Genomic DNA, 12,666 nt, shown 5'->3' on the forward strand with positions numbered 1-12,666 from the left:
TGCTTTCTTAATTGCGGATAATATCGACCACCAGCACGGTGGCCTGTTGCGCCTCCAGCGTCCAATCCTCTTCGCCTTCCGCCATCACCAGCGTGTCGTAGCGCACCATGGCGATGCGTTCGCGCGCGCTGCCCAGGCTCAGGCTCTCACCGTCGGCCAGGAACAGCAGCGTGGTGGCGCTGCGGCGCTTGAGCGTCTGCTTGCCGCGCACCGTCAGCAGTTCCAGCCGGTGGCGGCACTGGCCGCGCCGCGTCATCACATTGAAGTCGGTGGTCTGCAAACCGGTGACAGTGGCGTGCACCTCATCCTCCCCGGCGAATTCGATCAGCGGTTCGCTCGGGCTGAGCACAAAGCGCTCGTCGCCGAAATCCAGCAGCACGCCGTCGCCGTGGACCAGCGCCAGCGAACGGTCGATGCCGGGAAAAGAAGAGAATGGGCCATCCTGCGCAATCGTGGCCAGGCTCACGCGCCAGTCGAAATTATCGAGCGTGGCGCCGGCTGGCGAGACGGCGATTTCCGTGGTGCTGCCGCCGCCGTTTTTCCACGGCGCGGGGTGCAGGCTTGCATACTGGATCAGCTGGGTCATCGGAACTCCCTCAGTTCGGCCAAGGTCTGCTTAAAGCGCGCAGCAATCGCCTGCTGCGCCACGTGCTGCTGATTGCGCACTACCCACTGGCCGCCGACCATGACGTCCTTGACCAAATTGTCGTTGCCGCTGAAGACAAAGCTGCCGAGCACTTCGTCCAGCGCCAACCCAAACATATTCGGATGCGCATCATCCAGCACCACGATGTCCGCGCGATGGCCCGGCGCCAGTGCGCCGACCGGCCGCCCCGCCGCCTGCGCGCCGCCCTGCAAGGCGCGCTGCCAGAGGAAGTCGCCGACATTGCGTTCCGTCGCCGATACCGCGATATTGCGGCGCTGGTGCTGCAAGCGCTGACCATACTCCAGCCAGCGCAATTCTTCCACCGCGCTTTGCGACACATGGCTGTCGCTGCCGATACCAAAGCGGCCGCCCTGCGCCACAAAGCTCTCCAGCGGGAACAAGCCGTCGCCGAGATTCGCTTCCGTGGTCGGACACAAACCCGCCACCGCGCCGCTAGCGGCGATGCCGCTGACTTCATCATCGCTGAGGTGCGTCGCGTGAATCAGGCACCAGCGCTGGTCCACCGCCGCATTCTCCAGCAGCCACTGCACCGGACGGCGTCCGCTCCAGCTCAGCGACTGCTGCACTTCGCCCTGCTGCTCGGCGATATGGATATGCACCGGGCGGGTCGCCGGCAGCGCCGCCAGCACCTCGCCGATCTGCGTCACCGACGCCGCGCGCAGCGAATGCGGCGCCACGCCGACTTCCACCTGCGCGTCGCGCTGCGGTTCCAGCGCTTCCACAATGCGCAACACATCCTGCGCGTCGGTCTTGAAACGCTGCTGTTCCGGTTTCAGCGCCAATTCGCCAAAGCCGGAATAACTATACAACACCGGCAGCATGGTCACGCCGATTCCGGTCAACCGTGCGGCGGCGATGACGCGCTCCGCCGTTTCCGCCGGCCGCGCGTACATGGCGCCGTCCGGCGCCCGCTGCACGTAGTGAAATTCGCACAGCGAGGTATAGCCATGGCGCAGGCATTCGCTGAACAGCTGCGCGGCGATGGCTTCGATATGCTCAGGCATGATGTTGCGCGCAAAGCGGTACATCAGATCGCGCCAGGTCCAGAAACTGTCTTTGCTGTCACCCGCCTTTTCGGTGCGGCCGCCCAGCGCACGCTGGAAGCTGTGCGAATGCAGGTTGATCATGCCTGGCAGCGCGTATTCGATCGACTCCACACCCGCAGCCGCAGCGCCGGGCGTGACGGCGGTAACCGCGCCAGCTGCATCCCATTCGATCAGCACATCACTGGCCCAGCCATCCGGCAGCAATGCATGGCGCGCAAACAGCTTGCTCATGCGCGCACCCAGTCGACAGCGGCCTGCATCATCGCCCGCAACGGCGGCTGCACCTGTGCCGCCAGATCGGCGCGATAACCATACGGCGCCTCTTCATCCATATACGTGGACTGGCACATTTCCAGCTGGATCGCATGCACGCCACGCGCCGGCTCGCCATAAAAGCGGGTGATATGCCCGCCCTTGAAGCGGCCATTGACGGCAATGCTGTAACGGTCCTGCATCAGCGCGCGCGACACGATGGCGTTGCTCAGGTCCAGCGCACAGCTCTTGTCGTCCGCCGTCCCGAAATTCAGGTCAGGCAGCTTGCCTTCAAAGAAGCGCGGCACATGCGACGCAATCGAATGCGCATCCCACAGCACCACGCGACCGTGCAGCGCCAGCAGTCGATCCAGCTCCGCGCGCAGTTGATTGTGATACGGCTTCCAGTACGCCTGCAGGCGGCGCTGCACTTCCGCCTGATCCGGCACGCGGCCCTCCAGGTAGAGAGGCTCGCGGTGGAAGGTATCGACCGGGCACAGGCCCGTGGTGTCCTGGCCCGGATACAGATTGGTATTCTCCGGCGGACGATTCAGGTCGATCGCATAACGCGACCAGCGCGCCGACAGAGTCGAAGCGCCCATCTCATCCAAAAACTCATACAGGCGCACCAGATGCCAATCGGTGTCCTGCTTGTCGATGGCGGCCGGCGTCATCGCCGCCATCACCTCGTCGGGAATATCGGTGCCCACGTGCGGCATGGACACCAGCAAGGGAATGCTGCCTGCTTTGAACTGATAATCCATGCCGTTTCTCCTTACGGATGCAGCGTCGTGAACAACTCTTTGCACGACGCGCTCAACTCGCCGCGCATCACCATGCCCTTGGCCGCCTCGACGTCCGGTGCGAAGAAGCGGTCTTCCTCGTAGAACGACACCTTCTGGCGCAGCTGCGCATGCACATGCTCCAGATGCGGCGAGGTGGTCAGCGGACGATGGAAATCGATCCCCTGCGCCGCCGCCAGCAGCTCGATGCCGATGATGACCGCCGTATTCTGTGCCATATCGTCCAGACGGCGCGCCGCGTAAGTCGCCATGCTGACATGGTCTTCCTGGTTGGCCGAGGTTGGAATGGTGTCCACGCTGCCCGGATGCGCCAGCGACTTGTTCTCCGACGCCAGCGCGGCAGCGGTCACGTGGGCGATCATGAAGCCCGAGTTGACGCCCGGATCGCGCACCAGGAACGGCGGCAAGCCGGACAAGGTGGCGTCGATCAGCAGCGACACGCGGCGCTCCGAGATCGAGCCGATTTCCGCAATCGCCAGCGCCAGCGTGTCGGCGGCAAACGCCACCGGCTCGGCGTGGAAATTACCGCCCGAGACCACTACCGACAGCTCGCCGTCCTTGAACAGCAGCGGGTTGTCGGTCACCGCATTGGCTTCGATCAGCAGCGTGCGCGCAGCGTTGTTGATGATGTCCCAGCAGGCGCCCATGACTTGCGGCTGGCAGCGCAGGCAGTAAGGGTCTTGCACGCGCTCGTCGCCCACCAGGTGCGAGGCGCGGATCGCGCTGTCGGACACCAGTTGGCGATAAATCGATGCGGCAGCGATCTGGCCCGGCTGGCCGCGCACTTCGTGCACGCGCGCGTCGAACGGCGAATCGGAACCCTTGGCCGCATCCAGCGACAGCGCGCCGGACACCATGCCCGCTTCCAGCAGGCGCTCGGCCATGAACAGGCCATGCAGCGCCAGCGCGGTCGACACCTGGGTACCGTTGATCAGCGCCAGGCCTTCTTTTGCGGCCAGCACCACCGGCGCGATGCCGGCGGCCTTCAGCGCATCCAGCGCGTCGGTCAGCACGCCGTTGACGCGTACCTGGCCCACGCCCAGCATCGCCAGCGTCATATGCGACAGCGGCGCCAGGTCGCCTGAAGCGCCGACCGAGCCTTTGGCCGGAATGGCCGGCATGATGCCGGCGTTGTACAACTTGATCAGCGTATCGACGATCAGCGGACGCACGCCCGAGTAGCCGCGCGCCAGGCTGCCGATTTTCATCAGCAGGATCAGGCGGCAGACGGCGTCCGACATCAGCTCACCGGTGCCGACCGAATGCGACAGGATCAGGTTGCGCTGCAACTGCTCCAGCTTTTCGTCCGGGATGCGGGTCTTGGCCAGCAGGCCGAAACCGGTGTTGATGCCGTAGGCGGCGTCGCCCTTGGCGACAATCGCCTGCACGGCGGCGGCGGCGGCTTCGATCACCGGATAGGCTTCGGCGGCCAGCGACAGCGGCGCAGCAGCGCTCCACACGCCGCGCAGTTCGGACAGCGTCATCGCGCCGGGTTTGAGAATCAGGGTCATAGCGTTACTCATTTAATCATAGGTAAATTCAGGCCATTGCGCTTGGCGCAGGCAACAGCGGTTTCGTAGCCGGCATCGGCGTGACGCATCACGCCCGAGCCGCTGTCGTTGACCAACACCCGCGCCAGGCGCCTGGCGGCGGCGTCGGTGCCATCGGCCACGATCACCACGCCGGAATGCTGCGAGTATCCCATGCCGACACCACCGCCATGGTGCAGCGACACCCAGGTCGCGCCACCGGCGGTGTTGAGCAAGGCGTTCAGCAGCGGCCAGTCGGAGACGGCGTCGGTGCCGTCCTTCATCGCCTCGGTTTCGCGATTCGGGCTGGCGACCGAGCCGGTATCCAGGTGGTCGCGGCCAATCACCACCGGCGCTTTCAGTTCGCCGTTGCGCACCATCTCATTGAAGGCCAGGCCGGCGATGTGACGCTCGCCCAGTCCCAGCCAGCAGATGCGCGCCGGCAGGCCCTGGAAGGCGATGCGCTCGCGCGCCATGTCCAGCCAGCGGTGCACCTGCGCGTGGTGCGGGAACAGCTCCTTGATCTTGGCGTCGGTCTTGTAGATATCTTCCGGGTCGCCGGACAGCGCCACCCAGCGGAACGGGCCGCGACCTTCGCAGAACTGCGGGCGGATATAGGCCGGCACGAAGCCCGGGAAATCGAAGGCGTTCTGCACGCCGTGGTCAAACGCCACCTGGCGGATGTTGTTGCCGTAGTCGACCACCTTGGCGCCCAGCGCCTGGAAGTCCAGCATCGCCTGCACATGCACCGCGCACGATGCGGTGGCGGCGGCCTTCAGTTCCGCGTGGCGCGCCACATCCTGCTGCGCCGCCTTCCAGTCGGCCACGTTCCAGCCCTGCGGCAGGTAGCCGTTGATCAGGTCATGGGCCGAGGTCTGGTCGGTCACCATGTCCGGCACCAGACCGCCGGCCCTGGCGCGGCGCACCAGCTCCGGCAGCACATCGGCGGCGTTGCCCAGCAGGCCGATGGAAATCGCGTCGCCGGCCGCCTTGTGCTGCTTGATCATCTCCAGCGCCTCGTCGATCGACGCCGCCTGCTTGTCCAGATAGCGGGTGCGCAGGCGGAAGTCGATGCTGCTCTGCTGGCACTCGACGGTCAGCGACACCGCGCCGGCCATGGTCGCGGCCAGCGGCTGCGCGCCGCCCATGCCGCCCAGGCCTGCGGTCAGCACCCAGCGGCCTTTCAGGTCGCCGCCGAAATGCTGGCGCCCCGCTTCCGCAAAGGTCTCGAAGGTGCCCTGCACAATGCCTTGGGTGCCGATGTAGATCCACGAGCCGGCCGTCATCTGGCCGTACATGAACAGGCCCTTGCGGTCCAGTTCATTGAAGTGCTCCCAGTTGGCCCACTTCGGCACCAGGTTGGAATTGGCGATCAGCACGCGCGGCGCATCTTCGTGGGTCTGGAACACGCCAACCGGCTTGCCGGACTGGATCAGCAAGGTCTGGTTGTCTTCCAGCTCGCGCAGCGACGCCAGGATCTGGTCGTAGCATTCCCAGTTGCGGGCGGCGCGGCCGATGCCGCCATACACCACCAGATGCTTCGGATTCTCGGCCACTTCCTTGTCCAGATTATTCTGGATCATGCGGTAGGCCGCTTCCGCGCCCCAGTTCTTGCAGGTGCGCTCCGGGCCGCGCGGCGCGCGGATGTCGCGGCTGGCGTCGTAACGTGGGTCGGCGTCGAATTGGCTGGTCATGGGAAGTCTCCTGCGGCGGTCAATGGAATAACCGCAGCATAGGTTGTATAGACAACCAAGTCAACCCATAGCGTTGCCTATTTTTTATACACCCGCTTGCCGCCCATCCAGGTTTGCAGCACCTGCGTCTTGCCCAGTTGCTCAGGCGAAATTTTGAAGATGTCGCGATCGACCACAATGAAGTCGGCCCACTTGCCCTGCTCCAGCGAACCGATGACGTTTTCCTGGTGCGCGGCCCAGGCGGCGTCCAGCGTGAAGCAGCGAAATGCCTCGGTCAGCGTCATTGCCTGGTTCTTGTACCAGCCGCCGACCGGCACGTTGGCGTTGTTCTGGCGCGTCACCGCCGCGTGCAGGCCCTCGAACGGATTGGGCGACTCGATCGGGAAGTCCGAACCGCAGGCGATCTTCGAGCCCTGGTCGAGGAAGGTGCGCCACGCGTAGGCGCCCTTGATGCGCTCATGGCCGACGCGCTGCTCGGCCATGTTCTGGTCCGAGGTGGCGTGGGTCGGCTGCATCGACGGGATGATGCCCAGCTGCTTGAAGCGCGGGATATCCTCCGGCGCCACCACCTGCGCATGCTCGATGCGGTGGCGCAGCTCGACGTTTTTGTACTGCGGGATCAGCTGCGCGTAGGCATCCAGGATCTGGTGATTGCCGGCGTCGCCGATGGCGTGGATGTTGACCTGGTAGCCGGCCTTCATCGCCTTGTTCATCTTGGCGCGCATTTCGGCGTCCGGATAGAACAGCAGGCCCTTGGTGGACGGCATATCGGAGTAAGGCGCCAGCAGCGCCGCGCCGCGGCTGCCCAGCGCGCCGTCCGAGTACAGCTTGACCGCCGCCAGCGCATACACGTCGTTGGCGTAGGACTTCAGCGGGCCGTCCTTGGACAGCTCGTCGAAATCGGCCGTGGTGTCGCCGATCATGGCGTAGACGCGGGTGGTCAGCTTGCCGTGGTCGGCGTAGTCGCGGTAGATATCGTCCTGCACCACCTTGATGCCGGCGTCGTGCACGCTGGTCAGGCCCACTTTGGCCAGCGACGCCAGCGCCACATCCAGCGTGGCGCGCGCTTCGGCCGGCGTTGGCAGCGGCACTACCTTGTTGACCAGCTCCATGGCCGCATCGACCAGGACGCCGGTCGGCTTGCCGCTGACGTCACGCTCGATCTTGCCGCCGGCCGGATCGGGCGTTTCGCGCGTCACGCCGGCCATTTCCAGCGCCTTGGTGTTGACCCAGATGGCGTGGCCGTCGACCCGGTGCAGCAGCACCGGCCGGTCCCTGACCACCACATCCAGCTCGGCGGCGGTGGGGAAACGGCCCAGCTTCCAGATCTCCTGGTTCCAGCCAAAGCCGATGATCCAGGCGTTTTTCGGGTGCGCACGGGCGAAATCGGCCACCGCCCTGACCGCGCCGTTGAGCGAGGCAGGGCTATACAGCTCGACGCCGGAGGCGATCTCGCCCAGCTCGAACACGTGGCCGTGGGCGTCGATCAGTCCTGGCAGCAGGGTTTTGCCCTGGACGTCGATATGCTCCGCGCGCGGCAGCGCCGCCGCCGTCTCCTGCTCGCTGCCGACCGCGATGATGCGGCCCAGGTCATCGAACGCCAGCGACGTAAACCGCTGCAACTGGCCGGCCGCGTTCAGCGTATAGCCGTTGGCGCGGTCGATGATGGTGTCGGCGTGGGCCGGCACGGCGAAGGCTGCCAGCAAGGCGGCGGTCAAAAAGGTCGGGCGCATCGGGTTCTCCATTCAGCAGCAAGATTCAGAGTGTAGCGAAGTTTGCGTTTTGGTCAACCGAAGCGTGCAGAACTGGGCTGGCCGAGTGGCCGGACGGGTACAATGCGGGCTTCCCGTGTTTATTAGCGTGACTAGCCAGTGTCCAGCCGCCAACTCTATCTTCGTCTCATCAAGGAATTCCTGCCCTACGGCGGAATCATGCTCGTCACGCTGCTGGCGGTCGCGGTGGCGGCGGCCACCGACGTACTGCTGCTGGGCCAGCTGCAGAATGTGGTCGACGCGCTGACCCCGGCCAACGCGCTGGGCGTGATCAAGACCCCGTCCACCGGCATGATGGCGGCCATGAAGCAGGCGCTGGGCGATTTGCTGCCGCGCGATCCCTCCAAGGCCGCGCTGTGGACCATTCCGGCCCTGATCTTCGCGCTGGCCCTGCTGCGCATGGTGTCCAGCTTTGCCGGCGAATACGGTGCGGCCTGGCTCAACAGCCGGGTGCAGGCCAACCTGCGCGAAACCATGTTCGCCCGCATCATGCGGCTGCCGAACGACTATTTCGACCAGTCCTCGACCGGCACCACGCTGTCGCGGGTGGCGTTCGACGCCGCCCAGGTGGCGCAGGCCGGCCTGACCGTGGTCAACGTCGCGGTGCGCGACTCGGTGGCCACCACCGGCTACCTGATTACCCTGTTCGTGGTGGACTGGCAGCTGGCGCTGTTTTGCCTGGCCCTGCTGCCGCTGGTGGCGACGGTGGTGGTGTTCGCCGGCCGCCGCATGCGCGTGCTCAGCAACAGCGCCCAGGCCGCCATGGGCGACCTGACCAATGTGCTCGACGAGAGCATCAGCGGCCAGCGCGTGGTGAAGATTTTCGGCGGCCAGCAGTACGAGCAGGAGCGCTTTGCCAAGGTGGTCAAACGGAACCGCCAGCTGGCGGTCAAGCACGCCGCCACTTCGGCCTTCAACTCCGGCCTGATCATGCTGCTGATCGGCGTCACGCTGTCGTCGGTGATTTATTTCGCGCTGATCCGCGCCCAGGCCGGCGCGCTGTCGGCCGGCGGCTTCGTCGGCTTCCTGACCGCGCTGATGGCGATGCAGTCGCCGATCAAGAACCTGACCAAGATTAACGAGCCGATGCAGCGCGGCCTGGCGGCGGCCGAATCGGTGTTCGGCCTGATCGACCTGGAGGCGGAAGCCGATACCGGCAAGCAGACCATCGCCCGCGCCGAAGGTCGGCTGTCGGTGCAGGACGTCAGCTTCCACTATCGCGGCGCCGATGGCCGGCCGCTCGATCCGGACGCGCGTCCGGCGCTCGACCATGTGTCGCTGGAGATCGCCGCCGGCGAAACCGTGGCGCTGGTGGGCAGTTCGGGTAGCGGCAAGACCACGCTGGCGGCCCTGCTGCCGCGCTTCTACGATGTCAGCGGCGGCAGCATCCGGCTGGACGGATTTGACCTGCGCGACTACACCATCGCCTCGCTGCGCCAGCAGATCGCGCTGGTGTCGCAGGACGTGGTGCTGTTTAACGACACGCTGGCGGCCAACATCGCGTATGGCGATCCGGCGCCCTCGATGGAACGGGTGGAAGCGGCGGCGCGCGCCGCGCATGCGCATGAATTCATCGTGCGCCAGCCGGGCGGCTATCAAACGCCAGTGGGCGAGAACGGCCTGCGCCTGTCGGGCGGCCAGCGCCAGCGGCTGGCGATTGCGCGCGCGCTGTACAAGAACGCGCCGATCCTGATCCTGGACGAAGCCACCAGCGCGCTGGATACGGAATCCGAGCGGCTGGTGCAGCAGGCCCTGGAAGTGCTGATGGCGGGCCGCACCACGGTGGTGATCGCCCACCGCCTGTCGACGATTGAAAACGCCGACCGCATCGTGGTGCTGGATCGCGGCCGCATCGCCGAAGCGGGCACGCACGCGGCGCTGCTGGCGCAGAACGGCATCTACTCCCGTCTTTATCAAACCCAGAAAAGCGTGCAGGCCTGACCCAGGTCTAGCTGGCGTCGTGGAAGATGACGCCCAGCGTGTGGCGGGCGCCGGTCCGCAGCCGGCTCACGCCATGCCGCAGGTTGACGCGGTAGATGCCACGCGTGCCCTGCACGGGACGGTGGTTGACGGCGAAGATGACCATGTCGCCGCGTTTCAGCGGTACTACTTCCACCCGCGACTGCATGCGCGGGCGTTGTTCGGTCAGCACGAATTCGCCGCCGTCGAAGTCTTTCCCCGGTTCGCTGAGCAGCACGGCGGCTTGCAATGGAAAAACGTGCTCGCCGTACAGGTCCTGGTGCAGGCAGTTGTAGTCGCCGGCGGTGTACTGCAACAGCAGCGGCGTGGGACGCTGCTGGCCGGCGGCGTGGCAACGGGCCAGAAAGTCGGTATGCTCGGCCGGGAAGCGGTCCGGCAGCTCCATCAGCTCGTGCCAGCGGTTGGCGATCTGCGCCAGCGGGCCGTACAGCGCGTTGCGCAGCGCCGCGATCAGCGACGGCAGCGGATAGCGGAAGTACTGGTACTCGCCGCTGCCGAAACCGTGCTGCGACATCACCACGCGGCTGCGGAACAACTGCGGCTGCGCGTACTGCGCCGCCGTCGCCGCGCATTCGTCGGCGGTCAGCAGGCAGGGGAGGATGGCGTAGCCGCGTGCATTGAGCTCGTCGGCAATCGACTGCCAGTCGAGGCCCGCCACGTGCACCGCAATCCCCGCCGCCGCCCCGACCGCGCGCCGCGCCGCCTGCGCGGCCTGCGCGGCATCTGCAGCTGCGACATCCCCCGGCAGCGCGCCGCCCTGCTGCCCGGAGGGCATGGCAGCGGCGCGCGGCGCTCCCGCCAGCGGCGGCACGCTGCGCGGCTGGCGCTCTGCCGCCGCATCGCCGAAATCAAGTTCGCTGTTACTCACCGCCCGCCTCCCGGTTCAACAACGCCGCCTTGCGGTCCACGCCCCAGCGGTAGCCGGAGAGCGAGCCATCGTTGCGCACCACGCGGTGGCACGGTATCGCCACCGCAATCGCATTCGCCGCGCAGGCCGACGCCACCGCCCGCGCACCGCGCGGCACGCCGGCCAATTGCGCCAGTTCGGCATACGTCACCCGCCGCCCGGACGGGATCGCCCGCAGCACCTGCCACACGCGCTGCTGGAACGCCGTGCCGCGCACATCGAGCGGCAAGTCCAGCCCCGCCGACGGTTGCTCGACCATGCCCACCACGCGCGACACCACCTGCTCATATTCAGGCTCGGCGCCGATCAACTCCGCCCTGGGAAAGCGGTCCTGCAAATCCCGCACCAGAAAATCCGGATCGTCGTCGATCAGGATCGCACAAATGCCCTGCACCGTGCTGGCCACCAGAATCGGCCCCAGCGAACACTCGGCGATGGCAAAGCGAATCTGCTCGCCCGCGCCGCCGGCGCGGAAGGCGCTCGGCGTCATGCCCAGTACCGCCGGCGACTGCGCATAAAACCGCCCGCTGGAATTGAAGCCGGCCGCATACATCGCCGCCGTCACCGACGCCTGCCCGGCCAGCCCGGCCTGCACCCGCCGCGCCCGCGTCGCATTGGCATACGCCTTGGGCGTAATCCCGGTCACCGTCTTGAACATGCGGTGGAAGTAGAAACGGCTGACGCCCACCGCCACCGCCAGGCTGTCCAGATCCGGCGCCGCTTCCGCCTCGTCGATCAGGCGGCAGGCCTGCGCCACCAGCGCCGCCTGGCGCTCGGCCAGCGGCGGCTGGTCCGGCTTGCAGCGCAGGCACGGACGAAAGCCGGCCTGCTCGGCCGCCTCGCGGCTGTCGTGGAAAGCCACGTTCTTGCGCAGGGCCGGCCGCGCGCCGCACGACGGCCGGCAGTACACCCCGGTGCTGCGCACCGAGTACCAGAATGCGCCGTCGGCGCCGGCGTCGCGCTGCTGCACTGCGGCCCAGCGCCGCGTATCGTTCGCGTACTTGTTCATCTCAGACTCCGTCACAGGTGGAATGATGCCATGCTAGCCAGCGCCGCAGCGCCGCGCACTCCGCCTCTTGCTTTTGAATTGTACAAGCAGGCGATGCTAGAATGACACCTCACCAGGAGACAGCCGTTTGGACGACCAAGTTACGCACGACAGCACGCCCATTTTCCAGCGCATCAAGGACTACCTGCTGGCCGAAATCGCCGCCGGCACCTGGAAGGAAGGCGATGTGATCCCGTCCGAACAGGCGCTGGTCAAGCAGTTCGGCGTCTCGCGCATGACCGTCAACCGCGCCGTGCGCGAACTCACCGCCGAGCAGGTGCTGACGCGCCGCCAGGGCGCCGGCACCTACGTCGCCCAGCAAAAATACCAGGCCACGCTGCTGGAGATCAGATCCATCGCCGACGAAGTGCGCGCGCGCGGCCACGCCCACCGCAGCAGCCTGCAGCAGCTGGAGCGGGTGCGCGCCAGCGACCTGATGGCCAAGCAGTTCGAGCTGCCGCCCGGCCACCCGCTGTTCCATTCGGTAATCGTGCACTTTGAAAACGGCGTGCCGATCCAGGTCGAGGACCGCTGGGTCAACCCGCAGTGCGCGCCGGATTACATGGAGCAGGACTTTGCCCACCTCACGCCCAACGAATACCTGATGCAGGCCGCGCCGCTGCAAGGCGCCACCTACAGCATTGAGGCGCTGGCGGCGCCGCGCGACATCGCCGACATGCTGGCCATCGACACCCGCCAACCGTGCCTGGTGCTGCGCCGCCAGACCCGCTCCGGCGGCCTGACCGCCTCGCTGGTGACCATGTGGCACCCCGGCCACCGCTACCAGTTCGCCGGCAGCTTCAACCAGTAGAAGCCGTGGCTAGCAAGCCGCAATCCGCCGACCGCGCCGCTTTCTCACCGATTGTCACGAAAATTAGCTGAAATTGTTAAATTTGGCGCGATTTTGTGCGTGATGAGGAAGCAATCGTCCACTGGCCACGCCGATATCTACGACAAAGCCTTCAATG

10 protein-coding genes are annotated in these 12,666 nt (G+C 66.3%); 2 read left to right on the forward strand and 8 right to left on the reverse strand.

Features of this window, described 5'->3' with window-relative positions:
- Positions 1-7: 7 nt before the first annotated feature.
- From GTP55_RS07390 to GTP55_RS07415, 6 genes are all read right to left on the reverse strand, one after another.
- Positions 8-586: a HutD/Ves family protein gene (locus tag GTP55_RS07390; RefSeq protein ID WP_161044309.1), complete on the reverse strand. Its 579-nt coding sequence runs from the start codon at positions 584-586 to the stop codon at positions 8-10.
- A complete protein-coding gene (locus GTP55_RS07395) occupies positions 583-1,944 on the reverse strand; it encodes a formimidoylglutamate deiminase (protein ID WP_161044310.1) in 1,362 nt (453 codons plus the stop codon). Before GTP55_RS07395 ends, GTP55_RS07390 begins: the two co-directional genes overlap by 4 nt.
- Complete coding sequence (hutG, locus tag GTP55_RS07400) at positions 1,941-2,729, reverse strand: N-formylglutamate deformylase (RefSeq protein WP_161044311.1); 789 nt, start codon at positions 2,727-2,729, stop codon at positions 1,941-1,943. The genes GTP55_RS07395 and hutG overlap by 4 nt, the downstream gene beginning before the upstream one ends.
- Before the next feature lie 11 nt (positions 2,730-2,740).
- Entirely contained in the window at positions 2,741-4,291 is a 1,551-nt protein-coding gene (hutH, locus tag GTP55_RS07405) for a histidine ammonia-lyase (RefSeq protein ID WP_161044312.1), read from the reverse strand.
- Positions 4,288-5,991, reverse strand: coding sequence for a urocanate hydratase (gene hutU, locus GTP55_RS07410; RefSeq protein WP_161044313.1), 1,704 nt, complete (start codon positions 5,989-5,991; stop codon positions 4,288-4,290). Before hutU ends, hutH begins: the two co-directional genes overlap by 4 nt.
- 77 nt (positions 5,992-6,068) lie before the next feature.
- Complete coding sequence (locus GTP55_RS07415; protein WP_161044314.1) at positions 6,069-7,724, reverse strand: amidohydrolase; 1,656 nt, start codon at positions 7,722-7,724, stop codon at positions 6,069-6,071.
- 198 nt (positions 7,725-7,922) lie between these two features.
- Here GTP55_RS07415 and msbA point away from each other — a divergent pair, with 198 nt between their 5' ends.
- Positions 7,923-9,704, forward strand: coding sequence for a lipid A export permease/ATP-binding protein MsbA (msbA, locus tag GTP55_RS07420; protein WP_202423615.1), 1,782 nt, complete (start codon positions 7,923-7,925; stop codon positions 9,702-9,704).
- A 7-nt stretch (positions 9,705-9,711) separates the two neighbouring features.
- Here the strand turns inward: msbA and GTP55_RS07425 are convergent, their stop codons facing one another.
- The gene (locus tag GTP55_RS07425; RefSeq protein ID WP_161044613.1) at positions 9,712-10,518 is read right to left on the reverse strand and encodes a 2OG-Fe(II) oxygenase; all 807 of its coding nucleotides are present in this window, start codon (positions 10,516-10,518) and stop codon (positions 9,712-9,714) included.
- A gap of 85 nt (positions 10,519-10,603) precedes the next feature.
- Positions 10,604-11,659, reverse strand: coding sequence for a bifunctional DNA-binding transcriptional regulator/O6-methylguanine-DNA methyltransferase Ada (gene ada, locus GTP55_RS07430; RefSeq protein WP_161044316.1), 1,056 nt, complete (start codon positions 11,657-11,659; stop codon positions 10,604-10,606).
- A gap of 127 nt (positions 11,660-11,786) precedes the next feature.
- Between ada and hutC the strand changes: the two genes are divergently transcribed.
- Positions 11,787-12,509 (forward strand): histidine utilization transcriptional repressor HutC, encoded by a 723-nt coding sequence (gene hutC, locus GTP55_RS07435; protein WP_161044317.1) that lies wholly within the window; start codon positions 11,787-11,789, stop codon positions 12,507-12,509.
- The last annotated feature ends 157 nt before the right edge of the window (positions 12,510-12,666 follow it).

This window comes from Duganella margarita (assembly GCF_009857535.1).
Taxonomy (GTDB): Bacteria; Pseudomonadota; Gammaproteobacteria; order Burkholderiales; family Burkholderiaceae_D; genus Rugamonas; species Rugamonas margarita.

Coding starts and splice junctions, on each gene's coding strand:
- GTP55_RS07390 (WP_161044309.1), bottom strand. CDS start 586: ATGACCCAGCTGATCCAGTATGCAAGCCTGCACCCCGCGCCGTGGAAA.
- GTP55_RS07395 (WP_161044310.1), bottom strand. CDS start 1,944: ATGAGCAAGCTGTTTGCGCGCCATGCATTGCTGCCGGATGGCTGGGCC.
- hutG (WP_161044311.1), bottom strand. CDS start 2,729: ATGGATTATCAGTTCAAAGCAGGCAGCATTCCCTTGCTGGTGTCCATG.
- hutH (WP_161044312.1), bottom strand. CDS start 4,291: ATGAGTAACGCTATGACCCTGATTCTCAAACCCGGCGCGATGACGCTG.
- hutU (WP_161044313.1), bottom strand. CDS start 5,991: ATGACCAGCCAATTCGACGCCGACCCACGTTACGACGCCAGCCGCGAC.
- GTP55_RS07415 (WP_161044314.1), bottom strand. CDS start 7,724: ATGCGCCCGACCTTTTTGACCGCCGCCTTGCTGGCAGCCTTCGCCGTG.
- msbA (WP_202423615.1), top strand. CDS start 7,923: ATGCTCGTCACGCTGCTGGCGGTCGCGGTGGCGGCGGCCACCGACGTA.
- GTP55_RS07425 (WP_161044613.1), bottom strand. CDS start 10,518: ATGCCCTCCGGGCAGCAGGGCGGCGCGCTGCCGGGGGATGTCGCAGCT.
- ada (WP_161044316.1), bottom strand. CDS start 11,659: ATGAACAAGTACGCGAACGATACGCGGCGCTGGGCCGCAGTGCAGCAG.